25 protein-coding genes are annotated in these 24,618 nt (G+C 70.1%); 11 read left to right on the top strand and 14 right to left on the bottom strand.

All coding sequences use genetic code 11. The annotated features are described in order from the left end of the window. Positions 1–383 precede the first annotated feature (383 nt). The 3 genes from PQV94_RS02830 to PQV94_RS02820 all read right to left on the bottom strand — a co-directional run bounded on the left by PQV94_RS02830 (position 384) and on the right by PQV94_RS02820 (position 4,497). Entirely contained in the window at positions 384–2,147 is a 1,764-nt protein-coding gene (locus PQV94_RS02830) for a hypothetical protein (protein ID WP_274287291.1), read from the bottom strand. 185 nt (positions 2,148–2,332) lie between these two features. Next, complete coding sequence (locus tag PQV94_RS02825) at positions 2,333–3,490, bottom strand: cystathionine gamma-synthase (RefSeq protein WP_274287290.1); 1,158 nt, start codon at positions 3,488–3,490, stop codon at positions 2,333–2,335. Next, positions 3,487–4,497, bottom strand: coding sequence for a pyridoxal-phosphate dependent enzyme (locus PQV94_RS02820; protein WP_274287289.1), 1,011 nt, complete (start codon positions 4,495–4,497; stop codon positions 3,487–3,489). Before PQV94_RS02820 ends, PQV94_RS02825 begins: the two co-directional genes overlap by 4 nt. A gap of 333 nt (positions 4,498–4,830) precedes the next feature. On the opposite strand from PQV94_RS02820, the gene PQV94_RS02815 reads away from it, so the two are divergent. From PQV94_RS02815 to PQV94_RS02795, 5 genes are all read left to right on the top strand, one after another. Continuing rightward, positions 4,831–5,811 (top strand): MetQ/NlpA family ABC transporter substrate-binding protein, encoded by a 981-nt coding sequence (locus PQV94_RS02815; RefSeq protein ID WP_274287288.1) that lies wholly within the window; start codon positions 4,831–4,833, stop codon positions 5,809–5,811. A gap of 89 nt (positions 5,812–5,900) precedes the next feature. Further along, entirely contained in the window at positions 5,901–6,935 is a 1,035-nt protein-coding gene (locus PQV94_RS02810) for a methionine ABC transporter ATP-binding protein (RefSeq protein WP_274287287.1), read from the top strand. Then, positions 6,935–7,597 (top strand): methionine ABC transporter permease, encoded by a 663-nt coding sequence (locus PQV94_RS02805; RefSeq protein WP_243226730.1) that lies wholly within the window; start codon positions 6,935–6,937, stop codon positions 7,595–7,597. Before PQV94_RS02810 ends, PQV94_RS02805 begins: the two co-directional genes overlap by 1 nt. Next, complete coding sequence (locus tag PQV94_RS02800) at positions 7,597–8,784, top strand: acyl-CoA dehydrogenase family protein (RefSeq protein WP_274287286.1); 1,188 nt, start codon at positions 7,597–7,599, stop codon at positions 8,782–8,784. Before PQV94_RS02805 ends, PQV94_RS02800 begins: the two co-directional genes overlap by 1 nt. Before the next feature lie 21 nt (positions 8,785–8,805). Continuing rightward, the gene (locus PQV94_RS02795) at positions 8,806–10,149 is read left to right on the top strand and encodes an NtaA/DmoA family FMN-dependent monooxygenase (protein WP_274287285.1); all 1,344 of its coding nucleotides are present in this window, start codon (positions 8,806–8,808) and stop codon (positions 10,147–10,149) included. Between the two features lie 588 nt (positions 10,150–10,737). Here PQV94_RS02795 and PQV94_RS02790 read toward each other — a convergent pair. Beyond that, on the bottom strand, positions 10,738–11,601 hold the full coding sequence (locus PQV94_RS02790) for a sulfurtransferase (protein WP_274287284.1): 864 nt from the start codon (positions 11,599–11,601) through the stop codon (positions 10,738–10,740). A 147-nt stretch (positions 11,602–11,748) separates the two neighbouring features. On the opposite strand from PQV94_RS02790, the gene PQV94_RS02785 reads away from it, so the two are divergent. Both PQV94_RS02785 and PQV94_RS02780 read left to right on the top strand, forming a co-directional pair. After that, the gene (locus tag PQV94_RS02785) at positions 11,749–12,192 is read left to right on the top strand and encodes a MarR family winged helix-turn-helix transcriptional regulator (RefSeq protein WP_274287283.1); all 444 of its coding nucleotides are present in this window, start codon (positions 11,749–11,751) and stop codon (positions 12,190–12,192) included. 40 nt (positions 12,193–12,232) lie between these two features. Further along, on the top strand, positions 12,233–12,655 hold the full coding sequence (locus tag PQV94_RS02780) for an organic hydroperoxide resistance protein (protein ID WP_274287282.1): 423 nt from the start codon (positions 12,233–12,235) through the stop codon (positions 12,653–12,655). 7 nt (positions 12,656–12,662) lie between these two features. On the opposite strand, the gene PQV94_RS02775 is transcribed toward PQV94_RS02780, so the two are convergent. From PQV94_RS02775 to PQV94_RS02745, 7 genes are read right to left on the bottom strand one after another with little or no spacing between them, the layout of a single operon-like run. Beyond that, complete coding sequence (locus PQV94_RS02775) at positions 12,663–13,334, bottom strand: response regulator (protein ID WP_274287281.1); 672 nt, start codon at positions 13,332–13,334, stop codon at positions 12,663–12,665. Beyond that, positions 13,331–15,844 (bottom strand): ATP-binding protein, encoded by a 2,514-nt coding sequence (locus PQV94_RS02770; protein WP_274287280.1) that lies wholly within the window; start codon positions 15,842–15,844, stop codon positions 13,331–13,333. Before PQV94_RS02770 ends, PQV94_RS02775 begins: the two co-directional genes overlap by 4 nt. Positions 15,845–15,877: 33 nt before the next feature. Continuing rightward, positions 15,878–16,486 (bottom strand): potassium-transporting ATPase subunit KdpC, encoded by a 609-nt coding sequence (gene kdpC / locus PQV94_RS02765; protein ID WP_274287279.1) that lies wholly within the window; start codon positions 16,484–16,486, stop codon positions 15,878–15,880. A 20-nt stretch (positions 16,487–16,506) separates the two neighbouring features. Further along, complete coding sequence (gene kdpB, locus PQV94_RS02760; protein ID WP_274287278.1) at positions 16,507–18,681, bottom strand: potassium-transporting ATPase subunit KdpB; 2,175 nt, start codon at positions 18,679–18,681, stop codon at positions 16,507–16,509. Beyond that, entirely contained in the window at positions 18,678–20,360 is a 1,683-nt protein-coding gene (gene kdpA / locus PQV94_RS02755; protein WP_274287277.1) for a potassium-transporting ATPase subunit KdpA, read from the bottom strand. Before kdpA ends, kdpB begins: the two co-directional genes overlap by 4 nt. Then, complete coding sequence (locus tag PQV94_RS02750; RefSeq protein WP_137418923.1) at positions 20,360–20,449, bottom strand: potassium-transporting ATPase subunit F; 90 nt, start codon at positions 20,447–20,449, stop codon at positions 20,360–20,362. The genes kdpA and PQV94_RS02750 overlap by 1 nt, the downstream gene beginning before the upstream one ends. Further along, complete coding sequence (locus tag PQV94_RS02745) at positions 20,446–20,586, bottom strand: hypothetical protein (protein WP_274287276.1); 141 nt, start codon at positions 20,584–20,586, stop codon at positions 20,446–20,448. The genes PQV94_RS02750 and PQV94_RS02745 overlap by 4 nt, the downstream gene beginning before the upstream one ends. Before the next feature lie 207 nt (positions 20,587–20,793). Here PQV94_RS02745 and PQV94_RS02740 point away from each other — a divergent pair, with 207 nt between their 5' ends. After that, positions 20,794–21,111 carry a YbjQ family protein gene (locus PQV94_RS02740; protein ID WP_274287275.1) on the top strand — a complete coding sequence of 106 codons (318 nt, stop codon included), beginning with the start codon at positions 20,794–20,796 and terminating at the stop codon, positions 21,109–21,111. 4 nt (positions 21,112–21,115) lie between these two features. On the opposite strand, the gene PQV94_RS02735 is transcribed toward PQV94_RS02740, so the two are convergent. Beyond that, positions 21,116–21,355: a hypothetical protein gene (locus PQV94_RS02735; RefSeq protein WP_274287274.1), complete on the bottom strand. Its 240-nt coding sequence runs from the start codon at positions 21,353–21,355 to the stop codon at positions 21,116–21,118. 92 nt (positions 21,356–21,447) lie between these two features. Between PQV94_RS02735 and PQV94_RS02730 the strand changes: the two genes are divergently transcribed. After that, positions 21,448–21,945 (top strand): DUF6328 family protein, encoded by a 498-nt coding sequence (locus PQV94_RS02730; protein WP_274287273.1) that lies wholly within the window; start codon positions 21,448–21,450, stop codon positions 21,943–21,945. A gap of 50 nt (positions 21,946–21,995) precedes the next feature. Continuing rightward, positions 21,996–22,319: a DUF7882 family protein gene (locus PQV94_RS02725; RefSeq protein ID WP_274287272.1), complete on the top strand. Its 324-nt coding sequence runs from the start codon at positions 21,996–21,998 to the stop codon at positions 22,317–22,319. Here the strand turns inward: PQV94_RS02725 and PQV94_RS02720 are convergent. Further along, complete coding sequence (locus PQV94_RS02720) at positions 22,288–22,746, bottom strand: MarR family winged helix-turn-helix transcriptional regulator (protein ID WP_274287271.1); 459 nt, start codon at positions 22,744–22,746, stop codon at positions 22,288–22,290. The two genes, PQV94_RS02725 and PQV94_RS02720, sit on opposite strands and share 32 nt — an antisense overlap. A gap of 147 nt (positions 22,747–22,893) precedes the next feature. Here PQV94_RS02720 and PQV94_RS02715 point away from each other — a divergent pair, with 147 nt between their 5' ends. Next, positions 22,894–23,076, top strand: coding sequence for a hypothetical protein (locus PQV94_RS02715; RefSeq protein WP_274287270.1), 183 nt, complete (start codon positions 22,894–22,896; stop codon positions 23,074–23,076). An 11-nt stretch (positions 23,077–23,087) separates the two neighbouring features. Here PQV94_RS02715 and PQV94_RS02710 read toward each other — a convergent pair whose 3' ends face one another. Further along, entirely contained in the window at positions 23,088–24,536 is a 1,449-nt protein-coding gene (locus PQV94_RS02710; RefSeq protein ID WP_274287269.1) for an MFS transporter, read from the bottom strand. Positions 24,537–24,618 lie beyond the last annotated feature (82 nt).

The raw sequence follows: 24,618 nt of genomic DNA, 5'->3' as shown, positions 1-24,618 counted from the left end.
CCGACGCGCGCACCCGCCTGGGCTCACCGCCACCCTCACTGCGTGTCTCACAAATGCACGCAAACCCACGCCCCAACGTGCACAACTGAGACACGCAGGCTCGAAGACACCGCCACCCTCACTCCGTGTCTCACAAATGCACGCAAACCCACGCCCCACCGTGCACAACTGAGACACGCAGAGCAGGGCTTATCGCGAACCGGGGCTCGCTCGCACGGGGCTCGCCACACCGGGGCACGCCTACACACCACGGCATGCCCCGCACCGCGGCATGCCACACGCGGGGGCACACCGGGCTCGCCACGGGGCACCACGCGCGGCGCGGCCCCTGTGCCCACACGGCCGCCGCCGCACCACGGGGGCACCGCCGACACGCGCGGCGGTCAGGCGGCGGGCAACGGCACCCGCGCCTCGAGCACGACGTCACGACCCCGCTGGAACAGATGCGCACCGCCCAGATTCGCGATGCCTCGACCGGAGGTGAGCGGCAGCGCCGAACCGAGCCTTCCGGGCGACGAGACCTCCACGCGCAGCCCCGGAGCCGCATCCGGGTCACCGTGAGTCACCTCGAGCCTCGCCCGCTTCGCTGCGGAGTGCTTCACCGCGTTGAGGAAGCCCTCGCTCGCGATGTCGACGACACGACGCGTCACCTCATCGTCGCCGAGGGCGAGCCGTGCCTCTTCGTCGATGTCGCTGGAGATCTCGAGCACATGCGACCAGGTCTCGATCGTCTGGGCGAGAGCATCCGACGGTGCTACCGGCACGGGCGCGGCGAGTGCCGGGGCCGTGCCCTCGATCTCCGCGAGGGAGCGTGCGATCGTCGTCGCAAACGCATCGAGCTCCTCGGACGTCGCGGCGCGCTCGTCGACCGTCGCGGCGAACAGCACGCACCGCCCCTGCACACGCCCATGCAACTGCTCAGCCGCACGGCGCAGCTCGCCGCGCGCGCGCATCGTGCGCGTGGCCACCGCATCCGTCTGCGCGGCGAGGGCGCGCGAGAGGCGACGCGTCTGGACGATCGAGCTGTGGATGGCGTCGGAAGAGACACCGATGATGGCCGCCAGCAGGGGGAAGGCGAGGATCGGCACGAGGGCCGTGGGCAGGGTGTGCGGCGCGAGCAGGATCGCGACGGACGAGAACAGCACCCCGGCCGCGAACCAGGCGAACAGGATGGCGCCGCCGCGCGCCGTGGCGGATCGACGGCGCGCGGATCTGCGGGCGACCGCGTTCGCCACGAACCCGCACACGAAGACCAGCACGACGGCGATGAGGGCGAGCCACGTCGGCACGGTCGTCAGCGTGTAGGGAAGACTGCCGACCACGTAGGCGATGCTGACGACGACCGGGCTCGGCGGCCGCAGTCGAGCCAGAAGCGGGCGCCGGGGAGGTGTGGGCACCTCCACCGGCCCGGTTCCCGCGGCGATCTCGGACAGCGGCAGCCCTGCCTCGTCCTCGAGGTCGTGGCTGACCGAGCGCACCGACTGCGAGAAGGCGCTGACCTCGTCGAAGCCGGGGCTTCGCACCACCAGCTCCGCGAGCGCGGCGCGGAGCTTGGCGATCTGCTCGTGCAGCAGGATGCGGGTGCGGCGAGCGTAGGCGTCGGCGCGTCGGTCGGCCTCGCCCAAGTCCGCCAGCGCGACCCGCAGACGCGCGCCCGCGCTGCGGGTGGCGTCGTAGGCGACCGTCGCCGTCGCGACGAGGGAGAGCACGAGAAGCCAGATGACCACGTTCGTCGTGATGCGCTCGAGCCATGACCCGCTGCTCGGCTCGCCGAGCAGCACGAGGCCGGCAGCATCGTTGAGCAGGGGCCTCGCGGCACCCGCGGCGGCGACCGTGCCGAGCACCAGAACGGCGCGCCAGCGACGGCGCCGTACCCGGCGTTCGGCCCACGCCACCGGCAGCACGAGCACCACCAGCACGGCCCAGACGAGCACCGAGATGCCGATGGCGGGAAGATACTCCGCCGTCGAGTTCACCGAGCGGTAGGCACCGAGCACGGTCACCGCGATCAGGAGCGAGACGGCGGCGCTCCATCCGCTGAAGAAGCGGCCGCTGGTCAGCGTTCCCCACCAGATGCGCGCCACGCGTCGCACACCGGCGCGGACACCACCGCCGCGGATCTCGGCGTACGCGCGGGCAGGCGTCATCGCCGGTTCCGTCCGGTCACGGCGTCGCTGGACGCATTCGACGACACGGAACCTCCGCGCACGATCGATCTCATAGATCCCCTCAGGCCGTCGGGTCGACCTGCTTTGCGCGACTACTGTACCCAGCCGGACGCCCGACGGGGCGTCACGCTGCGTTTCGCGTTCGCGGCGTCGGAGGTCTGCGCTCAGAGCGTGGCGAGTGCCGCATCCAGATCTACGATGAGATCCTCCGCGTCCTCGATGCCCACCGAGAGCCGCACGACCTCGGTGGGGACCGCGAGCTCGGTTCCCCGCACCGACGCGTGGGTCATGGCATCGGGGTAGTTCACCAGGGACTCGACGCCTCCGAGCGACTCGGCGAGGGTGAACAGGCGCGTCGACTCGGCGAAGCGGCGGGCTGCGGCCTGGTCGGCGAGCGCGAGCGACACGATGCCGCCGAACCCGCTCATCTGGGTGCGTGCAACATCGTGGCCGGGATGGGTCGAGAGCCCCGGGTAGTAGACGGCGGCGACACGCTCGTGGCCGGCGAGGAAGCGCGCGACGGCGTCGCCGTTCTCGCTGTGCCGCTGCATGCGCACACCGAGGGTCTTGATGCCGCGCGTGGTCAGCCAGGCGTCGAACGGGCTCGAGACCGCGCCGACCGCGAACTGCAGGAAACGCGCCGCCTCGGCGAGCTCCGCGTCGTTCGTCACGAGCGCCCCGCCCACGACGTCGGAGTGGCCGCCCAGATACTTGGTCGTGGAGTGCACGACCACGTCCGCGCCGAGAGCCAGCGGCTGCTGCAGCGCCGGGGTCGCGAACGTGTTGTCGACCACGACGAGTGCGCCCGCCGCGTGCCCGAGGCGGGCGAGTCCCGCGATGTCGCTGACCTTCAGCAGCGGATTGGACGGTGTCTCGACCCAGAGGATGCGGGCGGGCCGCTCCTCGAGGGCGGCAGCGACCGCATCCAGATCACTCATGTCGACCACGCGGAGCGTGACGCCCCACGGGCCGAGCACGCGGGCGAGCAGCCGGTAGGTGCCGCCGTAGACGTCGCTGCCGAGGAGCACCTCGTCGCCCGGCTTCAGCACGGCGCGCAGCAGTGCGTCTTCTGCGGCAAGGCCCGAGGAGAACGACAGCGCGTGCTCGCCGTGCTCGATGGCGGCGAGCTGCGTCTCCAGCGCGGTGCGGGTGGGGTTGCCGCTGCGGCCGTACTCGTAGCCGCCGCGAAGGCCCCCGATACCGTCCTGGGCGAACGTGGTGCTCATGTGGATCGGGGGGATGACCGCCCCCGTGGTCGGATCGAAGTCCTGGCCTGCGTGAACCGCGAGGCTGGCGAAGGCGCGGGCTGCGGGGTTGGTCATCGTTGTGCTCCTTCGTCGGTGCCCGCTTCGGCGAGCCGGCTCGTGGTGGGTTCGACGGCGAATCCGTGGTCTGTCATCCAGGTGTCGTCGAAGATCTTGCTGAGGTAGCCGCGGCCGTGATCGGGCAGCACCACGACGACCACGGCATCGGCGGGCAGCTCGCGGGCTGCGCGCAGGGCGGCGACCACCGCCATCCCGCCCGATCCGCCCACGAGCAGACCCTCCTCGCGCGCGAGGCGGCGCGTCATGGCGAAGGCCTCGGCGTCGTCCACGCGCTCGTACCGGTCGACGACGGCGGGGTCGAAGGTGGTCGGCCAGAAGTCCTCGCCGACGCCCTCGACGAGGTATCCGTGCAACGGGCCGCCGGAGTAGATCGACCCCTCGGGATCGGCGCCGATCACCGTGACGCGTCCCTCGGACGCCTGCTTGAGGAAGCGACCCGTGCCGCTGATCGTGCCGCCGGTGCCGATGCCGGCGACGAAGTGGGTGACGGCACCGTCGGTGTCGGCCCAGATCTCCGGCCCCGTGGTCTCGAAGTGTCCGCGCGGGCCGTTCTGGTTGGCGAACTGATTCGGCTTGAACGCCCCGGGGATCTCACTCGCCAGCCGGTCGGACACGCTGTAGTAGGAGTCCGGATGCTCGGGTGGAACCGAGGTCGGAGTCATCACGACCTCGGCACCGTAGGCCCGCAGCACCGCGACCTTCTCGCCGGCGAACTTGTCGGGGACGACGAAGATCATGCGGTAGCCGCGCTCGAGAGCCACCAGCGCAAGGCCCACGCCGGTGTTGCCGCTCGTGGGCTCGACGATCGTGCCGCCCGGGCGCAGCAGGCCGTCGCGCTCCGCGGCGTCGATGATGTTCTTCGCGATGCGGTCCTTGGCGGAGCCGCCGGGGTTGAAGTACTCGACCTTGGCGAGCACCGTGGCAGCGATGCCGTCGGTGACGCGGTTGAGCTTGACGAGCGGGGTGTTGCCGACGAGCGCGGCGACGTTGGATGCGTAACGCATGGAGGTGTCCCTGGGTGCGGCGGGGCCTGAGATCGGGAGCCCGCGGATTGTCGGAGGTTATCGGTGAGGGTGCGCGAGAGGGCGCACGGGATCACTCAGCGACAACAACGACAGGTAAGCACGCTGCGACCCTACCAGAGCCCGGCTCTCCCTCTCGCCGCATCCGCCGGCCGCGCGTGACGGGATGTGACGACCGACGACGGGGTGTGACGGATGCGGTGGAGCCCGACCGATTCCGCGTGGCGCAATGGGGCATCGCGACCCCGCGTCGCCCCCGCACAGCACACCGAGCCGTGAGCGTCACCGGCGCCTCGGCCAGAGAGGCAGAGATCCATGTCCGAGAAGTCACCCGAATCCCCCGACCTGCGTACCGCCCTCGACGCGTCGCGCAGGCGTCGGCGCACCACCTGGCTGAGCGTCGCGGCCGTCGCCGTCGTGGCCGTCATCGTCGGCGTCGTCGCGATCGTCGCGAACCTCACCCGGTCGGAGGAGCCTGCTGCCGCGGCGGCCGGCACCGAGCGTGCGGCGCTGCGCATCGCCGTCAGCGAGGACAACGACTTCCAGGCCGCCGTCGCCGACATCGCCTCCGAGAAGGGGCTCGACGTGACCTGGGTCAACGTCGACGACTGGGTGCTGCCGAACACGGAGCTCGCCGCCGGAACGGTCGACGGCAACGCGTTCCAGCACATCCTGTACCTCTCCAACTTCAATGCCCAGAACGGAGAGGACCTCACGCCGGTCTTCTCGACGCTCATCACCCAGTGGGGCATCTTCTCTGCGACCCTCGGCGACACCGACGAGATCCCCGACGGCGGCCGCATCGCGATTCCCGACGATCCCTCCAACGGCGGGCGCGCACTCGGCATCCTGGCCTCGGCGGGACTCATCGAGCTGAGTGAGGATGCGGGCGACTTCCCCTCGGTCGACGACGTGACCGCCAACCCGAAGAACCTGGAGTTCGTGCCGATCGCGGCGACGACAATTCCGCAGCAGTTCGACGACCCGAGCCTGTCCGCCGTCGTCGTCGGCCTGTCCTACTTCGACCCCTCGCAGGGCATCACTGCCGACAAGGCGCTGTACCTGGACGACTCGCTGGATGAGAAGAACCTTCCGTACATCAACGTCGTCGCCAGCCGCGCCGACAACGCGGACGACCCGGCCTGGAAGATCCTCGAGGAGGCGTACGCCGACCCGCGGGCGGCCGCCGCTCTCGAGAAGGAGGACAAGGGTGCCACGGTCCTCGTGCAGGTGCCCGTCGAGACGCTGCGTACGAAGCTGGCCGATCTGGAGAAGTCCGCAGCCGCCAACGGCTGATCGGTACCGCCTCGCCCGCTCGACGGCCGACAGGAGCCTCGGTCGTCGAGCGGGCGGATCGACACCCCGCATCCATTGCCTGGAGGAGCATGAGCACCGCCGTCCGCTTCGAGCACGTCTCGAAGACCTTCACCACGACCCGCGGGCGCACCCTCACCGCGCTCGACGATGTGAACCTCGCCATCGACGCCGGCGACATCTACGGCATCGTCGGATACTCCGGCGCCGGCAAGTCCACGCTGCTGCGCACCGTCAACGCGCTGGAGCGCCCGACGAGCGGACGGGTGTTCGTGGGCGATCGGGAGATCACGGCGCTCGATGCGGCCCGGCTGCGTCGAGCGCGTCAGCGGATCGGCATGATCTTCCAGCAGTTCAACCTGCTGCGCTCTCGCACCGTCTACAAGAACATCGCCTACCCGCTGCGGCTCGCGGGCGTCTCGGAGAGCGAAACGATCGACCGGGTGGCCGAGCTGCTCGAGTTCGTGGGACTGTCCGACAAGGCACTCCAGTACCCCTCGCAGCTCTCCGGCGGGCAGAAGCAGCGTGTGGGCATCGCCCGCGCGCTCGCGAACCGTCCCGACGTGCTCATCAGCGACGAGGCCACGAGCGCGCTCGATCCGCAGACCACGGGCGAGGTCCTGGATCTGCTGCGCCGTGTGCACGCGGAGTACGGCATCACCATCCTCGTGGTCACGCACGAGATGGAGGTGATCCGCGACGTCTGCAACCGTGTCGCGGTGATGCAGGACGGCCGCGTGGTCGAGCAGGGCAGCGTGTACGACGTGTTCGCGCACCCGCAGCACCCGACCTCGCGGCGCTTCGTGTCCTCCGTGCTGCACCACCTGCCCTCGGCCGAGACGATCCGCCGCATCCGCACGGTGCACACCGGGCGCCTCGCGCAGCTGCACATCGAGAACCGCGAGTCCAACGATCCTTTCCTCTCCCGCATCTCGCGGGCTCACGACGTCGACGTGAACGTCGTCTACGGCGGCGTCGACGAGCTGCAGGCGCGTCTGTTCGGCAGCCTCACGGTGGAGCTGCTCGGCACCGACGAGAACGTGGATCGCGCGCTCGCCGATCTTCGGGATGCGGCGCTGGTCACCGAGCTGGAAGGAGCACGCTGATGGATGCGGCCTACCTCGACGCTCTGCTGCCGCGCATCGGCCGGGCGCTGTTCGAGACCCTGCTCATGGTGACGATCTCGTTCACTCTGGCCACGATCCTCGGGCTCGGCCTGGGCCTGCTCCTGTACGCGACCCGGCCGGGCAACCTGCTCGCCAACCGGGTCGTCTTCGGCGGGCTGAACCTCGTCATCAACATCGTGCGACCGGTGCCGTTCATCATCCTGGCGGTCTCGATCATCCCCCTCACCCGGTTGCTGATCGGCACGAGCATCGGACCGCTCGCGGCGACCGTGCCGATCACGATCGTGGCGTCCATGGCGATCGCGCGCATCGTCGAATCGAACCTCGTTGCGGTCGATCCGGGAGCCATAGAAGCGGCCGTGGCGATGGGGGCGAGCCCGGTGCGCGTGCTGTTCACCGTCGTGCTCCCCGAGTCCATGGGACCGCTGACGCTGGGACTGACCTACATCGTCGTCGCCCTCGTCGACACCACGGCCGTCGCCGGCGCGATCGGGGGAGGCGGGCTCGGCGATCTCGCGCTCAAGTACGGCTATCAGCGCTTCGACTGGTTCGTGGTGCTCGTGATCGTCGTCGTCCTGATCGTCCTCGTCCAGGCCGCCCAGCTGCTCGGCAACTGGGTCTCGAGAAAGGTGATGCACTGATGCCCGACGCATGGAACGATCTGCTCGCGAGATGGCGCACGGGCGCCGCAGAACGCGAGCGGGGGCGCGATCTGCCGTTCGCGGCCGTCGCCGAGCTGCGCGAGCAGCGCTTCGGCGCCCTCCGTCTGCCACGGACCATCGGCGGCGCCGACGCCTCGCTGGTCGACGTGCTCACCCGCATCGTGGAACTCGCCGAGGTGGACTCGAACCTCGCGCACATCTGGCGCGGGCACATCGCCTTCGTCGAGCAGCTGCGCTGGGACGGGTGGCACACGGATGCCGCAGCGCGTTGGCTCCCGCGTCTGGCCGCCGGCGAGGTCATGGGCAACGCGTTCAGCGAGCGGGCCGAGACGGCCGAGCTCACGACGCGCCTCGTCGACACGGGTCAGGACGGACTGCGGGTGACGGGGACCAAGCACTACACGACGGGCTCTCTCTACGCGGACTGGGTGCACGTGGCAGCCATCGCCCCATCCGGCGAGCGCGTCGCGCTGGCGGTTCGCACCGACTCCCCCGGCGTCAGCATCATCGACGATTGGGACGGCTTCGGTCAGCCGCTGACCGCATCCGGCACGACGATCCTCGACGCCGTCGCGGTCGACCCCGCCGATGTGTTCCCCGTGACACCCGAGGACGAGGACCGCCACCGCTATCTGCGCGGGGTGTACCAGCTCAGCCTGCTCGCCGTGGTCGCCGGTATCGCGCGGCGCGCCGTGGCGGATACCGTCGACTTCGTCCGTCCGCGCCGCCGCACCTTCGGCCACGCCGGCGAGACCCGCCCGATCGATGATCCGCTGGTCCATCTCGTCGTCGGAGAGATCAGCGCGACCGCATCCGCCGCCAGACGCATCGTGCTCGGCGTCGCCGCCGACCTGGAGACGGCCGCATCCGTCCGCGACGCGGAGCTTCTCACAAGGGCCGAACTCGACGTGTATCGCGCGCAGCACACGGTCACCGAGAGCGTGCTGACCGCGACCAGCCGTCTCTTCGAGGTCGGCGGAGCGAGCGCCACCTCGCGGTCACGGGGGCTGGATCGCCACTGGCGCAATGTGCGCACCATCGCCTCCCACAATCCGGTCCTGCAGCGCGTGGCCGCCGTGGGACGCTTCGAACTGGACGGGACGCGGCCGGCCTGGGCCGCCCCGGGCGCTGCGACGCGTGTCGCCGCATCCGTTCCTGCCACCTGAACCCGACCGCGGGAGAGCCCCATGCCCGAGCCGAAGAAGCTCATCCTCAACCTGTTCGAGATGAACACGGTCAGCCATATCACGCACGGGCTCTGGCGCCTGCCCGGAAACAACCGGCACCGCCACGGTGAGATCGCATACTGGCAGGAGCTCGCCCAGCTGGCGGAGGCGGGCGGCTTCGACGCGGTCTTCCTCGCCGACGTCGTCGGCGCCTACGACGTTTTCCGCGGCGGCCCCGAGACGGCGGTGCGGGAGGGGTTGCAGATCCCGTCGCACGACCCACTGCTCGTCGTTCCCCTCATGGCTGCCGTGACCCGCCGTCTCGGATTCGGCATCACGTTCTCCACGAGCTACGAGCCGCCGTTCACCTTCGCCCGACGGATGTCGACGTTCGACGCCCTGACGAGGGGGCGCGTGGGGTGGAACATCGTCACGTCCTATCTGCCCAACGCCGCGCGCAACTTCGGCCTGGACGAGCAGATCCCGCACGACGAGCGGTATCGGATCGCCGACGAGTTCCTCTCGGTCGTGTACGCGCTCTGGGAGCGCTCGTGGGACGAGGACGCGGTGGTGTTCGACGCGGATGGGGCTGTCGTGACGGACCCGGCGAAGGTGCACTACATCGATCACGTCGGCGAGAGCTTCCGCGTCGCCGGGCCGCACCTCGTCGAGCCGACGCCGCAGCGCACCCCCGTGCTGTTCCAGGCGACGGGATCTCCCGCCGGGATCGCCCTCGCGGGCCGCCACGCCGAGGTGGTCTTCACCGGCGGCAAGAGCGCCGAGGACTTCCGCCGCAACAGAGCCCGGATGCGGGACGCCGCCGCCGCTGCAGGGCGCTCGCCCGACGATCTTCGTTTCCTCGTGCAGGCGGGGATCGTCGTGGGACGGACCGAGGCGGAGGCGACGCGCAAGTGGGACACCTACCGGCAGTTCACGAGTCTCGACGGCATCCTCGCCCATGCGAGCGTGCCCCTGGATCTGACCGCCTTCGACGGGTCCCTGACCGTCGCAGAGGCGGCGGCGCTGGCGGGTGCGGACGTCACCGGCCTGGGGCTCGCTCTCGAGCGGACGGTCGCCGAGACCCTCGACGCGTTCCGGCGCAGCAGGGAGGACAGGTACTTCGTGGTGGGCACCCCCGGGGTCGTGGCAGACGAGGTCGAACGGTGGCTGGATGAGGACGGCATCGACGGGATCAACCTGCGCCAGTACCACTCGTTCGACACGCTCCGGGATGTCGCGGAGCTCGTCGTTCCGGAACTCCGCCGACGCGGGCGGCTCCGCGAAGACAGCGAGCCCACCACCCTGCGCGACCGCCTGTTCGGCGCCGGCGATCATCTGCCCGAGACCCATCCTGCCCGCCGCTGACCCGCATCCCGCCTCCCGCCTCCCGCACGGGGCGCCCCTCCCGCACGGGCGTCGGAGCATGCCTGTCTCAACCGTTCACGGGAAAGCGCCCGTCGGCGTGCACAAGTGGGACACGCATCTCTCTGCCCGACGAACCCACACCTCCATGTCCCAACCGTTCACGCGAAAGCGCCCGCCCGCATGCACAAGTGAGACACGCAACCCTCCCCGCGCGAACGCAGACCTCCGTGTCTCAACCGTTCACGCGAAAGGGCCCGTCGGCGTGCACAAGTGAGACACGCAACCCTCTGCCCGACGAACCCACACCTCCATGTCCCAACCGTTCACGGAAAAGCGCCCGCCCGCGTGCACAAGTGAGACACGCAACCCTCTGCCCGACGAACCCACACCTCCATGTCCCAACCGTTCACGGGAAAGCGCCCGTCGGCGTGCACAAGTGAGACACGCACGCGGTGGACACGCACGCGGCAAAGCACGCACGCGGTGGGACACGCACGCGGCAAAGCACGCACGCGGTGGGACACGCACGCGGCAAAGCACGCACGCGGCGGAGCACGCACGCGGCGGGGCAGGCGCGCCGAGGCCGACTCAGCGGGCGAAGACCTCGCCCCAGGGCGTGGGACCGACGGCGACCGGGCGCCCGGGGGCGCGGGACCAGCGGCTCCAGCCGCCTGGGAACACTCGCGCCTCGATGCCGGCGGCCGCGAGCGCGAGCGCACTGTGAGCGGCAGCGATACCCGAGCTGCACGTGAGGACGAGTTCGGCGGATGCGTCGACGCCCGCATCCGCGAGCGTCCGCCGCACATCGGCGGCAGGCCGCAGCCGCCCGTCGGCCTGCATGTGGGCGAGGGTCGGCACGTTGATCGCACCGGGGATGTGGCCCGCTGCGGGATCCGCGGTGGGGGCGAGACCCCGGTAGTGCTGCGGAGCACGGGCATCGATCAGCGCGCCGTCCTGCGGTGCCCGGGCGGCGGCATCGATCGAGGCGATGCCGGGGTCGACGTCCTCGAGCACGACGTCGCCCGGCTCCGGGCGCACGTCGCCGCCCTCCAGCAGCCCCCCGTCAGCGATCCACGCGCGAAGTCCTCCGTCCAGCACGCGCACCTGAACGCCCCGTCGGCGCAGCAGCCACCATGCTCGGGCCGCGGCGACGCCGTCGTTGTCGTCATACGCCACGACGATGTCCCCCGCATCCAGCCCCCAGGCGCGCGCGGAACGCTCCAGGTCGGCGAGCGTCGGCAGCGGATGCCGGCCCTCCTCCGGGTGCCCGGGACGCGCGAGCTCTCGTTCCAGGTCGACGTAGACGGCGCCCGGCAGGTGCCCTGCGAGATAGGCCGGGCGACCCTCCGGCACGTCGAGCCGCCAGCGCACGTCGAGCAGCCGCACGGGGCGCCGAGCGTCGGCGAGCGCGCTGCGGAGGTCGTGGGTGTCGATGACGGGTGGGGACGTCATACCGCGAGCCTGCACGCCCGGCATCCGGCTTTCACGGCCCGCCGCAACAGCACGTCACTCGACGTCACACCCCGTCACAGAGCGCGCTCAGAGCCAGAGATGAGAACATGAGTTGTGCACAACTGAATTGCGTGCAATGCTTCTTCCATGACGGAGACGACGGGACCGGCGCTGGATCGGATGCTGTGCTTCTCGCTCTACTCGGCGAGCAGAGCGACGACCCAGGTGTACCGTCGCCTGCTCGAACCGTGGCAGCTCACCTACCCGCAGTACCTCGTGCTCGTCGAGCTCTGGGACCGCGGGCCGCGCACCGTCAGTCAGCTCGGCGACGGGCTCGGACTGGACTCGGGCACGCTGTCGCCGCTTCTCAAGCGCCTCGAGAAGGCGGGACTCGTCAGCCGCACCCGCGCCGACGGTGACGGACGCGTGGTTACTGTCGCACCGACCGAGCGCGGCACCGCCCTGCGCGCCGAGATGTCCGATCTGCCCTCCCAGATGTGGAACTGCTACGGACTCGAACCGGATGCAGCCCGCGCATTGCTGACGGCGCTCCACTCGCTCACGGACACGTTGCACGCCGACGCCGACTGAGCCCGAAGACCCCCCGAAGAATCAACGAAAGGTATCCCCCATGGACATCCTCTACACCGCAGAAGCCCTCGCCACCGGAGACGGCCGCAACGGACACGTCGCCACGAGCGACGGGCTGCTCGACGCCGACGTGCGCGTTCCCAAGGAGATGGGCGGAGCGGGCGGCGCACTGAACCCCGAGCTGCTGTTCGCCGCCGGCTACTCGGCCTGCTTCCACAGCGCGCTGCTGTCGGTCGCCCGGATGCAGAAGGTCGCGATCCACGACACGAGCGTCGGCGCGCGCGTCGGCATCGGCTCCAACGGCCAGGGCGGTTTCCAGCTGGCCGTCGAGCTCGAGGTCGTCATCCCCGATCTCCCCGCCGACCAGGCGCAGGCCCTCGCCGACGCCGCTCACCAGGTCTGCCCCTACTCGAACGCCACCCGCGGCAACATCGAGGTCACGGTTCGCGTCGTCGAGGACTGATCCTCCCTCAGAGCTGGAGGCGGTATCCCATTCCGGTCTCGGTGAGCAGATGCACCGGCCGTGCGGGGTCCGCCTCCAGCTTCTTTCGCAATTGCGACATGTAGAGGCGCAGATACCCGGAGTCGTTGACGTTCTCGCTCGCCCAGATCTCCTTCAGCAGGCTCTGGCGCGTCACGAGGGCACCCGGATGCCGCGCGAGGAACTCCAGCATCCGCCACTCCGTGGGAGTCAGATGCACCCGGACACCCGCGCGCGTGACCGTCTTGGTCGCCAGATCCAGTTCGACGTCACCGAAGCGCACGACCGGATCGTCGACGGATGCGGCGGCCCGTCGCCCGAGCGCGCGCAGCCGCGCCAGCAGCTCGTCGATCTGGAACGGCTTGGTCACATAGTCGTCGGCACCCGCATCCAGTGCGTCCACCTTGTCGGCGGAACCGGTGCGGCCGGAGACGACGATGATCGGCGCGGTGGTCCACCCGCGCAGCGCCTCGATCACCTGCACGCCGTCCAGATGCGGCATGCCGAGATCGAGCAGCACGATGTCGGGGTGCGACTGCGCGGCCAGGGTGATCGCCGCGGCACCGTCGGCGGCGGCGACCACGTCGTAGCCGTGCGCGGCGAGGGTGATGCGCAGGGCGCGCACGAGTTGCGGGTCGTCGTCCGCGACCAGGATCTTCACGAGCCCATCCTCCCCTCGGATGCCGCATCCGCTGGCCAGAGCCGGAGCGAGACGACCATCGTGAGCCCGCCGCCGGGCGTGTCCTCCGCGGTGAGTGTGCCGCCCATTCCCTCGGCGAACCCCCGCGACAGCGCGAGCCCGAGGCCGAGACCGACCGTGTTGTCGGTGTCGCCGAGACGCTGGAAGGGCGCGAACATGTCGTCCCGACGCTCCGCCGGTACCCCCTCGCCGCGGTCGACGATGCGGATCTCGGCCCGTTCGCCGAGGCTGCTGGTCGCCACCCGCACCCGCGCATCGGGCGGCGAGTGGCGCGCGGCGTTCGCGAGCACGTTGACGATCACGCGCTGCAGCAGCACGGGATCGGCGGCGAGCGCGGGCAGGGCCGGGTCGAGCGCGAGCTCGACCCGGTCGGGACCGAGTCCCAGTTCGTCGAGAGCGGCGAGGACGGAGCCGGCGGCGTCCACCGGCGCGAGCGCGACCGCGAGCACGCCGGCCTCCACCCGGCTCACGTCGAGCAGGTCGGTCACGAGCGTCGACAGGGTCGCGAGGCTCTCCTCCGCGGTATCGAGCAGCTCCCGCCGATCGGCGGGACTCATGTGCGCCCCCGCGGCTCGGAGGCCCCCGATGGCCGCGACGGCGGCGGCCAGCGGGCGACGGAGGTCGTGACTGACCGCGGAGAGCAGGGCGGTACGCACCTGATCGGTGGCGGCGAGCGCATCGACCTCTCGCGCCGCCGCCGACAGGTCGGTGTGCTCGAGGGCGGCGGCGAGCTGCGCGACGATCACCTCCAACAGGCGGCGGGCCGACGCATCCGGGTCGGGTCCGTGCAGCTCGAGCACCGCGTCACCGACGGGGAGCGTGGTGAAGTCACCGCCGCGCACCGGTTCGCCATCGGTCGCGATGACCTCGCCGTCGGCGGCGACGAGGCGCACCCCCGCGAGTCCGAACGCCTCGCGGGTGCGCGTGATGAGGGCGGGTACGGCGCTCTCGCCGCGCAGCACGGAGCCCGCCACGGTGGCCAGCAGCTCGGATTCGGCCGCGGCTCGTTCCGCACGGCGGGTGCGGCGGGCGGCCTGGTCGACGATGTAGCTGACGAGGATCGCGATCACGACATACAGCCCGAGGGCGAGTGCGTGCAGCGGATGCGCGATCGACACGGTGAAGGTCGGCGCGACGAAGAGGAAGTCCAGTGTCAGCCCCGATAGGACCGCGGCGAACAGCGCGGGCCAGATGCCGCCCACGAGAGCGACCACCACCACGAGCAGTTGGAAGGCGAGCACGTCGGAGGTGATGGACTCGTCGCTGCGGAAGGCGAACAGCAGCGCGGAGAGCAAAGGACCGGCGGTCAGTGCGATCACGAAGCCGAGGATGCGGCGCTTCACGCTCAGCGCTCCGCGCTGCACAGAGGGCAGCCGCATCCGTCCGCCGGCAGCGGCCGCGTGGCTCACGATGTGCACGTCGATATCACCCGAGAGCCGGATGACGGTGGCCCCGATGCCGGGACCGGTGACGGCTGCTGCCCATCGGGAGCGGCGGCTGACGCCGATGACGAGCTGGCTCGCGTTGACCGAGCGCGCGAAGTCGACGAGGGCGCGCGGGACGTCGTCGCCGACGAGCTGGTGGTAGGTGCCGCCGAGCGATTCGACCAACGCGCGCTGCTGTGCGAGCGCGCCCGGTGTCGCGCGGCGCAGCCCCTCGGCGCTGGAGACATGCACCGCCAGCAGCTCGCCGCCGGCCGAGCGCGCCGCGATCCGGGCGCCGCGACGGAGGAGAGTCTCCCCCTCCGGGCCCCCGGTGAGAGCGACCACCACCCGCTCGCGCGTCTGCCACGTGCCCCGGATGCCGTTCGCACTCCGGTAGTCGTTGAGAGCGCTGTCGACCTCGTCGGCGAGCCACAGCAGGGCGAGCTCGCGAAGCGCCGTGAGGTTGCCGAGGCGGAAGTAGTTGGACAGCGCCGCATCCACCCGCTCGGCGGGATAGACGAGCCCCGCCGAGAGCCGGTCGCGCAGCGACTGGGGCGCCAGGTCGACGACCTCCACCTGGTCCGCCCCGCGCACGACCGTGTCGGGGACGGTCTCGCGCTGGGCGACGCCCGTGATCTGCTCCACCACATCGCCCAGCGAGGCGATGTGCTGCACGTTGACCGTGGTGATCACGTCGATGCCCGCCGCGAGCACCTCCTCGACGTCCTGCCAGCGCTTCTCGTTGCGCGATCCGGGGGCGTTGGTGTGGGCGAGCTCGTCGATGAGGGCGACATCCGGATGCCGCTCGATGACCGCATCCAGATCCATCTCGTCGAGCTCCACGCCGCGATGCGCCCACCGCCGGCGGGGGATCTGCGCGAGCGCCTCTGCCTGCTGCGCGGTGGCGGCCCGCCCGTGGGTCTCCACGACGGCGATGACGACGTCGCTGCCCTCCTGGGCGAGCCTGGTTCCCTCGCGCAGCATCTGGAAGGTCTTGCCGACGCCCGGCGCCGCGCCCAGCAGCACGCGCAGCTTCCCGCGCTTCATGCCCTCACCCTAATCTCCGCCAGCGAGCCCGCCTCACCGATTCAGGGCGTCGAGGGCGAGGTTCAGCTCGAGCACGTTCACCCGCGGCTCGCCCAGGTAGCCGAGGTCGGAACCTGTGGTGTGCGCCGCCACGAGCTGGCGCACCTCCCCCTCGTCGAGTCCGCGCGCGCGGGCGACGCGGGCCACCTGCAGATCGGCGTAGGCGGGGCTGATGTGCGGGTCGAGTCCGGACCCGGATGCGGTGAGCGCATCGACCGGCACGGATGCGGGGTCGACGCCCTCCAGCTCGGCGACCGCCTGCCGGCGCTCGGCGATCGAGGCGAGCAGGTCGGGGTTCTCGGGCCCCAGGTTGGAGCCGGACGATGCGGCCGGGTCGTAGCCGTCACCGGCGGCGGAGGGCCGCGACTGGAAGTACTGCGGCAGGGCGGCGCCGTCGGCATCTGTGAACGACTGACCGATCAGCGCGCTGCCGACGACCGTGCCGGCGGCATCCGTCACGCGCGAGCCGTTCGCCTGCGCCGGCAGGGCGAGCTGGCCGATACCCGTGATGAGGGCGGTGTAGCCGATGCCGAGCACGAGAGTCGCCGCGAGCATGGTGCGCACGGCGACGCCGGACTGGCGGAGGGCGGAACGAAGGGACATGGTGTCGTCTCCAGAGGGGCTCAGAAGCCCGGGATGAGGCTCACGAGCAGGTCGATGAGCTTGATGCCGATGAACGGGGCGATGACGCCGCCGAGTCCGTAGATGAGGAGGTTGCGGCTGAGCACCTGCGACGCGGATGCGGGACGGTAGGTCACGCCGCGCAGGGCGAGCGGGATGAGGAACACGATCACGATGGCGTTGAAGATGATTGCGCTCGTGACGGCGGATGCCGGCGAGCTGAGCTGCATGATGTTCAACGCCGCCAACCCCGGGAAGACGCCCATGAACATCGCGGGGATGATCGCGAAGTACTTCGCGACGTCGTTCGCGAGCGAGAACGTGGTGAGGGCGCCGCGAGTGATGAGCAACTGCTTGCCGATGCGGACGATGTCGATGAGCTTGGTCGGGTCGCTGTCGAGGTCGACCATGTTGCCGGCCTCCTTCGCGGCCGACGTGCCCGTGTTCATCGCGACGCCCACATCCGCCTGCGCGAGAGCGGGCGCGTCGTTCGTGCCGTCACCGGTCATGGCGACGAGGTTGCCGCCGGCCTGCTCCTTGCGGATGAGGGCCAGCTTGTCCTCGGGGGTGGCCTCGGCGAGGTAGTCGTCGACACCGGCCTCGGCGGCGATCGCCCGGGCGGTCAGGGGGTTGTCGCCCGTGATCATCACGGTGCGGATGCCCATGGCGCGCAGCTCGTCGAAGCGTTCGCGCAGTCCCTCCTTGACGATGTCCTTGAGGTGGATGACGCCCAGGATGCGGGCGCCGGCCGCATCCGCCACGGCGACGACGAGCGGGGTGCCGCCGGCGGAGGAGATCGCCTCGACCTCGCTGGTCAGCTGAGCCCTGGTCGCCGTGGCGATCGTGCTCCCCTCCGACTCGACCCACGCGATGATCGCGGAACCGGCGCCCTTGCGGATGCGGGTGCCGTCGGGGAGGTCGAGCCCGCTCATCCGGGTCTGCGCGGTGAAGGGCACGACGACCGCACCCTCGGGTTCGACGGCGTCGATGCCCTGCGTGCGCGCGAGGTCGACGACGGAGGTGCCCTCGGGGGTCGGGTCGGCGAGCGAGGAGAGCGCGGCCGTACGGGCCAGTTCCTCGGCCTCGACCTGCGGTAGCGCAACGAACGCGGTCGCGCGGCGGTTGCCGTAGGTGATCGTGCCGGTCTTGTCCAGCAGCAGCGTCGTGACGTCGCCGGCCGCTTCGACGGCACGGCCCGACATCGCGAGCACGTTTCGCTGCACGAGACGGTCCATGCCGGCGATGCCGATCGCGGAGAGGAGGGCTCCGATCGTGGTCGGAATCAGGCAGACGAGCAGTGCCACGAGCACCGGCACCGAGACGGGGGCCGCGGCGTAGGAGGCGATCGGGTTCAGCGTGAGAACGACCACCACGAAGACGATCGACAGGCTCGCCAGCAGGATGTTGAGGGCGATCTCGTTGGGCGTCTTCTGACGCGAGGCGCCCTCGACGAGCGCGATCATGCGGTCGACGAAGGTCTCGCCGGGGCGTGAGGTGATGCGCACGACGATGCGGTCGCTGAGCACGCGCGTGCCGCCGGTGACGGCGCTGCGGTCGCCGCCGGATTCGCGCACGACGGGCGCCGATTCGCCCGTGATGGCGGACTCGTCGACGGTCGCGATGCCCCACACGATGTCGCCGTCGCCGGGGATGAGCTCACCCGCCGAGACCACGACGACGTCGCCGAGGGTCAGCTCGCTGGAGGCCACCTGGGTCGTCGCCGTCTTCTCGGCCGCACGGTCGCGTTCGGGGTCGTAGGCGAGCAGGCGCCGCGCCATCGTGCTCGTGCGTGTCGAGCGCAGCGCCTGCGCCTGCGCCTTGCCGCGCCCCTCGGCGACGGCCTCGGCGAGGTTCGCGAAGATCACGGTCAGCCACAGCCAGAGAGCGATGCCCCACGTGAAGCCGAACGGCACGGGCGAGCCGCCCGTGCTCTCGGGGCCGCCGAGGAAGGGCTCCGCGATCGCGATGACGGTCGTGAGCGCCGCTCCCACCCACACGAGGAACATGACGGGGTTGCGCCACAGCGCTGCGGGGTTGAGCTTGGCGAGCGCGCCGGGCAGCGCCTCGGCGATCTGCGCCGCGCCGAATGCGCGGCGGGCGCCGTGTGCGGCACCCGATGGCGCGGGTTCGGCCGGCTCGACGAGATCGGGGGATGCGGGAAGTCGGGACAAGGTCACAGAAGCCCTTCCGCCAGGGGACCCAGCGTGAGAACGGGGAAATAGGTGAGTGCGGTGATGAGCACGCTCACGACCAGGAGGAGGCCGACGAACTGCGGCCGGTGAGTCGGGAGGGTGCCGGAGGTGCCGGGGATGCGCTCCTGCGCGGCGAGCGAGCCCGCGAGCGCCAGCACCAGCACGATCGGGATGAAGCGCCCGAGCAGCATCACGATGCCGAGCGCGGTGTTCAGCCACGGGGTGTTCGCGGTGAGCCCGGCGAACGCCGAACCGTTGTTGTTGGCCGCGGAGGTGAACGCGTAGAGCACCTCGCTGAAGCCGTGCAGTCCGGGGTTGAGGATCGAGGTGGACTCGACGTCGTCGCGCACGCCCGGCACCGCGAAGCTCAGAGCGGTTCCGGCGAGCACGAGCACGGGGGTCACGAGGATGTACAGGCTCGCGAGCTTGATCTCGCTGGGACCGATCTTCTTGCCGAGGTATTCGGGGGTGCGACCCACCAGCAGTCCGCCGATGAACACCGCGATGACGGCGAGGATCAGCATCCCGTACAGACCCGATCCGACACCGCCTGGCGCGACCTCGCCGAGCATCATGTTGATCATGGTCATGGCTCCGCCGCCGGCCGTGTACGAGTCGTGCATCGAGTTGACGGCACCGGTGGAGGTGGTGGTCGTGGAGGTGGCGAACAGGGTGGAGGCCCAGATGCCGAACCGGGTCTCCTTGCCCTCCATCGCACCGCCGGCCAGCTGCGGCGCGCTGCCGAAGCCCTGTACCTCGAACCAGGTCAGCAGCGACAGCGACACCGCGAAGAGCGTCCCCATCACCGCGAGGATCGCGTAGCCCTGACGGTTGTCGCCCACCATCCGACCGAAGGCGCGGGGCAGCGACACGGGGATCACGAGCATCAAGAAGATCTCGAAGAGATTGGTCCACGGTGTCGGGTTCTCGAACGGATGCGCGGAGTTGGCGTTGAAGAAGCCGCCGCCGTTGGTGCCGAGCTCCTTGATCGCTTCCTGGGAGGCGACGGGACCGCCGGGCAGGTTCTGCACCGCGCCGCTGATCGTGTCGACGGGGGTGAACCCCGCGACGTTCTGCACGACGCCGCCGATGATGAGCACGATCGCTGCGACGACCGCGAGGGGAAGGAGGATGCGGCCGACACCGCGAACGAGATCGACCCAGAAGTTCCCGATCGTTGCGGAGCCGCGCCGCGCGAAGCCGCGCACGAGCGCGATGGCGACCGCGAGCCCGACGGCGGCGGAGAGGAAGTTCTGCACGGCCAGTCCCGCGAACTGCACGGTGTAGCCGAGGGTGGCTTCGGGCGAGTAGGACTGCCAGTTCGTGTTGGTCACGAAGGAGACGGCGGTGTTGAAAGCGAGCCCCTCCGGCACCGCGGGAAGGCCCAGTGCGTACGGGAGGAACTGCTGCGTGCGCTGCAGGAGGTAGACCAGCAGCACGCCGGCCGCGGAGAAGATCAGCACGCCGCGCGCGTAGGCCTGCCAGCTCTGCTCCGCGTCCGCGTCGACACCGATCACACGGTAGACGCCGCGTTCGATGCGCGCGTGGCGGGGCGAGGTGAAGACGAAGGCGATGAGGTCCCCGAGCGGCCGATAGGCGAGCCCCAGAGCCAGCAGCAGGGTCGCGATCTGGAGGATGCCGAAGGTGATCGACTCCGCATCCATCAGAACTTCTCCGGGCGCACGAGCGCGATCACGAGGTAGACGACGGCGGCGACGGCGAGGGCCGCGGCCACGAGGGAGATGACGATCATGAGCGCTCGCTCCGGGCGGTGGCGGCCGGGCGGGTGGACGCACGGTCGCCCGCCTGCAGTGCGTCGACCCCCTTCAGCACGAGGGCGACGAGCGCGAACAGCGCGAGCGTCGCGAGAACGTAGACGAGATCGAGCACGGGGACTCTCCAGAGAACACGCCGCGCGGTCGGCGCGGGCGCCCCACTCGGGGCACTCGTCGATCGAACGCCCTGCGTGGGCCGGATCCCGTGGTCCTAACGGAATCCGAACGCCCGTCCGGCGGATCCTCACACCCTGCTCACCCCGCCGCGCGGCGCGCCGAGGACCCTGTCGGATGCGGGAGGGCCTGCCCTAGGGTGTGGCGCATGATCATCGTCACGACGAACGACATCCCCGGCCGCACGATCACCGAGGTGCACGGCGAGGTCTTCGGCCTCACCGTGCGCTCGCGCCATATCGGCTCGAACATCGGCGCGTCTTTCAAGGCTCTCGCCGGCGGCGAGTTGAAGGGCATCACCGAGCTGCTGCAGGAGACCCGCACCGAGGCCCTGTCACGCCTCGCCGCGGAGGCGCAGCAGAAGGGCGCGAATGCGGTCGTCGCGTTCCGGTTCGAGACGAACGACTACGGCGACACCGGTGGCGTGGAGGTCTGCGCCTACGGCACCGCGGTGACGATCGCCTGACGCGTCAGAGCACCGCGTCGGCGGAGGCTGCGGCTTCGAGCACGGCCTTGGCGTCGTCGAGACTTGCGAAGACGCCCCGGCAGGTGCCGAGCCCGTCCACGGCCTCGAAGCCGTTCGCCGTCTCGGTGACGGTGCCGACGAACGCGGACACGGTGCTGGCGACGTGGAGACCATGCTCGACCTGCACCCACAGCGCCCGCGGCGCCGCGTCGGGCATCCGCTGGATCATCGTGTGAGCTTCCACATCCGAGATTCTGCGTCGAACCTCCGACACCCGGGTGCCCCTGGCAGCCGAAGAATCGATCTGCTAGTCACGGGAGGCACAGAGGAGGCGACATGTTGGAGCAACCACGGGATGCCGTACCGGGAGACGGCCGCGACGAGAGCGCGAACGAACGGGCGGATCGCAACTGGGACGAGCTCATGCAGGAGCTTCGCGTGATGCAGACGGGCACCCAGATCCTCACCGGATTCCTGCTCGCCGTCGCCTTCCAGCCCCGCTTCGCCGACCTCGACGGCGTGCAGGTCGCGCTCTACATCGCGCTCGTCGTGCTCGCCGGCCTCTCGACGCTTCTCGCACTGGCTCCCGTCACCCTGCACCGCACCGTCTTCGCCCGCCGGATGAAGCCCGCCCTCGTACGCGTCGCCGCACAGATCATCGCGGTGGACCTCGCTGTCATCGCCCTGCTCAGCATCGGCGTCACGGCCCTCATCGTGGACGTCGTCCTCGGCCGGACGGCCGGAGCGGTGGCACTCATCGTGGGCGCGGTGCTGGTTGTGGGACTCTGGGTCGTGCTCCCCCGCCGGTTCCGGCATGATACCCAAAGTAGTTAAGCTAGTTAAACGGAATTAGTTAAGCGCGCCCCCGGGGTTACCTTAGGGCAATGGGCCAATTGCTTTACGACGGAGGGAGCCAGTCTTTCGACATCGATGACCGAGCCCTCGCGCATCTGCGCCTCGTCTTCATGAACAAGCTGCGGCGCGGAGAACCCTTCCTGCTGCACCTCGCGGACACGAGCGGCATCGGCACGCGCAGCCTCTGGGTGCACCCGTCGATCTCGCTCGTCTTCTCCTTCTACGGCAGCCGTAACCCCGCGCTCAACAGGGAATGGCTCGACGCCATGATGGCGGAGGCCAACGGACCGAACGGACTCACGCTCTCGCCGGAGCCCGCTGTCAGCGACACTCCGCATCGACAGCCTGCGTGATCTTCTCCATCAACTGCACCACGGCGGCCGACACCTCGGGGTCGAGTTCGCCGACCGCCTGACGGATGCGGGCTCCCACCGGGTCGAGGTCGTCGATGTCCGTGTCGCGGTCGAAGGGCACGACGAGCTTGCTGCGCCGATCATCGGGATTGGTCCGGAAGGCCACCAGCCCGCCGGCGTGAAGCTTGTCGAGGATGCCGCTGACCGCCGCGGGCGAGACGCCCAGGTGCTCCGCGATGTCGCCGGGAGTCAGATCCTCCCCCGCATCCGCGCGTTCGAGGATCAGACGCATTGCGGCGCGCGCGTTCTCGCTCGGGCCGCAGGCGGTCTGGCGACGCCGGCTCAGACTCGCCTCGGCGAGACGCAGCCGCTCGATCGCCGAGACCGCCGGATCGATGATGCGCTCCTCTGCCGTCTTGCCCGCCATGTCGCTCCGCTCGCAGATTAACTACTAGTCTGTCTAGCGACAATCCTGGTCGACCGGCGAGCCGACCACAAGCCGGGTTCGGGGACAAGGACGGGGTTTTCCGCAACCCCTCGGCACCCGAAGATCGTCGCGCGCTATTCTGCCGGGATGTACATGCTGGACGGCGGACCCCGAGCCGGGCAGCTCGTGGACGATCTCCCCGACGGCTACGCGCTGGGAGACACGCGTTCCCCCGCTGCCGTCGTGCTCGTCGGCGACATCCCCGCTGCGCGCGCGTCCTGGCGCGAGAGCTTCCCGCGCCTGCGCGCGCTGCGCCGCCAGGACGGCTGAGTCTCGACGGATCACGAGCGATCCTTGCTGTTGGCGTCGACCAGCGAGAGCGGATCGGCGATGTCCTCGAGCGACTTTCCGGCGGCGCTGACGCCGAAGATCCCGCACACCACACCGCCGAGCATCATCACGGCCGAGCCCAGCACGTAGCCCCAGAACAGCGGTCCGCGATCCGATCCATCGCCGATCAGTGCGCCGTAGAGAGCGGGCGCCGCGGCTCCCACGAGCTGACCGATCGAGAAGACGTATGAGATCACCTGGCTCCGCAGCTCCAACGGGAAGATCTCGCTCACCGTCAGATACGCCGCCGAGGCGCCGGCGGAGGCGAAGAAGAACGACGCGCACCAGAAGATCGTGTGCGTCACCGCATCCAACGCGCCGACGTGGAACAGGAACGCGCTGACCAACAGGATGAGCCCGGCCAGCACGTAGGTGCCGAACAGCATCCGTCGCCGGCCCCACGTGTCGAAGAAGTGCCCCAGCACGAGGGCGCCGGCGAGGTTGCCGAGCGCGAAGACGATGAAGTACTGCGAGGCGGATGCGGGCGGCACGTCGTAGAAGTTCTCGAGCACGAGCGCGTACGTGAAGAAGATCGCGTTGTAGAGGAACGACTGCGTCACCATCATCGTCACCCCGACCAGCGTGCGCCGCGGGTACTGGCGGAACAGCACCTTCGCGATCACGAGGAACGGCACGCGCCCGTACTCCTTCACGACGATCGCCTTGCTCTCGTCGACCGGAGGGATCTCCTTGCCCTCCTTGCGGATGCGTTCCTCGATGTCGTCGACGCCGCGTTCGGCCTCCTCCTCGCGCCCGTGCGTCATCTGCCACCGCGGGCTCTCCGGGATGTGGCGGCGCAGCCAGATGATGAGGATGCCCAGCACGGGCCCCACGAAGAAGCTCAACCGCCACCCGAGGTCCTCCGCGAAGATGTCCTGGTTCAGGAAGAACGAGCTCGCCACGGCACCGAGCGCCGCACCGCCCCAGTAGGTTCCGTTGATCGCGATGTCGACGCGTCCGCGGTACTTGGCGGGGATGATCTCGTCGATGGCCGAGTTGATCGCGGCGTACTCGCCGCCGATGCCCGCGCCGGCGACGAAGCGCCAGATGTAGAAGAACCACGGGGCGAAGGCGAGACCGGCGACAGCGCTGCCGACGAGGTAGATCGCGAGGGAGATGAGGAAGAGGTTCTTGCGCCCGAGCTTGTCGGTCAAGCGTCCGAACACGAGGGCGCCGGTGACCTGCCCCAGCAGATAGAAGGTCGCGGCGAGCCCCACTTCGAACGACCCCATACCGAGGGTCGCCGCGTAGCCGGTCGCCGCGACGATCTGCACTTCGAGTCCGTCGAGGATCCACGAGAAGCCCAGACCCACGACGATCATCCAATGGAATCTCGACCACGGCAGGCGATCCATGCGGGCGGGGACGAGGGATCGGATCTCGGTGGGCTGCAGCGACATGGCTCACTCCTTCCGCAGGCGGCACCGCTGCCCCTGCCGCCGATATTCCTACTCCCGCCCGGCGCCCGGCGCTGGAACCTTG

Source organism: Microbacterium sp. Clip185 (assembly GCF_028743715.1).
GTDB lineage: Bacteria > Actinomycetota > Actinomycetes > Actinomycetales > Microbacteriaceae > Microbacterium.
This window is presented reverse-complemented; position numbering and strand designations above follow the sequence as displayed.

Bases quoted from the DNA above. Each gene is read 5' to 3' on its own strand.
- PQV94_RS02825 (WP_274287290.1), bottom strand. From the start codon at position 3,490: ATGACCAACCCCGCAGCCCGCGCCTTCGCCAGCCTCGCGGTTCACGCA.
- PQV94_RS02800 (WP_274287286.1), top strand. From the start codon at position 7,597: ATGCCCGACGCATGGAACGATCTGCTCGCGAGATGGCGCACGGGCGCC.
- PQV94_RS02780 (WP_274287282.1), top strand. From the start codon at position 12,233: ATGGACATCCTCTACACCGCAGAAGCCCTCGCCACCGGAGACGGCCGC.
- PQV94_RS02730 (WP_274287273.1), top strand. From the start codon at position 21,448: ATGTTGGAGCAACCACGGGATGCCGTACCGGGAGACGGCCGCGACGAG.
- PQV94_RS02710 (WP_274287269.1), bottom strand. From the start codon at position 24,536: ATGTCGCTGCAGCCCACCGAGATCCGATCCCTCGTCCCCGCCCGCATG.
- kdpC (WP_274287279.1), bottom strand. From the start codon at position 16,486: ATGTCCCTTCGTTCCGCCCTCCGCCAGTCCGGCGTCGCCGTGCGCACC.
- PQV94_RS02785 (WP_274287283.1), top strand. From the start codon at position 11,749: ATGACGGAGACGACGGGACCGGCGCTGGATCGGATGCTGTGCTTCTCG.
- PQV94_RS02740 (WP_274287275.1), top strand. From the start codon at position 20,794: ATGATCATCGTCACGACGAACGACATCCCCGGCCGCACGATCACCGAG.
- PQV94_RS02750 (WP_137418923.1), bottom strand. From the start codon at position 20,449: ATGATCGTCATCTCCCTCGTGGCCGCGGCCCTCGCCGTCGCCGCCGTC.
- PQV94_RS02805 (WP_243226730.1), top strand. From the start codon at position 6,935: ATGGATGCGGCCTACCTCGACGCTCTGCTGCCGCGCATCGGCCGGGCG.
- PQV94_RS02810 (WP_274287287.1), top strand. From the start codon at position 5,901: ATGAGCACCGCCGTCCGCTTCGAGCACGTCTCGAAGACCTTCACCACG.
- PQV94_RS02715 (WP_274287270.1), top strand. From the start codon at position 22,894: ATGTACATGCTGGACGGCGGACCCCGAGCCGGGCAGCTCGTGGACGAT.
- kdpA (WP_274287277.1), bottom strand. From the start codon at position 20,360: ATGGATGCGGAGTCGATCACCTTCGGCATCCTCCAGATCGCGACCCTG.
- PQV94_RS02820 (WP_274287289.1), bottom strand. From the start codon at position 4,497: ATGCGTTACGCATCCAACGTCGCCGCGCTCGTCGGCAACACCCCGCTC.
- PQV94_RS02770 (WP_274287280.1), bottom strand. From the start codon at position 15,844: ATGAAGCGCGGGAAGCTGCGCGTGCTGCTGGGCGCGGCGCCGGGCGTC.
- PQV94_RS02795 (WP_274287285.1), top strand. From the start codon at position 8,806: ATGCCCGAGCCGAAGAAGCTCATCCTCAACCTGTTCGAGATGAACACG.
- PQV94_RS02725 (WP_274287272.1), top strand. From the start codon at position 21,996: ATGGGCCAATTGCTTTACGACGGAGGGAGCCAGTCTTTCGACATCGAT.
- PQV94_RS02720 (WP_274287271.1), bottom strand. From the start codon at position 22,746: ATGGCGGGCAAGACGGCAGAGGAGCGCATCATCGATCCGGCGGTCTCG.
- PQV94_RS02815 (WP_274287288.1), top strand. From the start codon at position 4,831: ATGTCCGAGAAGTCACCCGAATCCCCCGACCTGCGTACCGCCCTCGAC.
- PQV94_RS02790 (WP_274287284.1), bottom strand. From the start codon at position 11,601: ATGACGTCCCCACCCGTCATCGACACCCACGACCTCCGCAGCGCGCTC.
- PQV94_RS02830 (WP_274287291.1), bottom strand. From the start codon at position 2,147: ATGACGCCTGCCCGCGCGTACGCCGAGATCCGCGGCGGTGGTGTCCGC.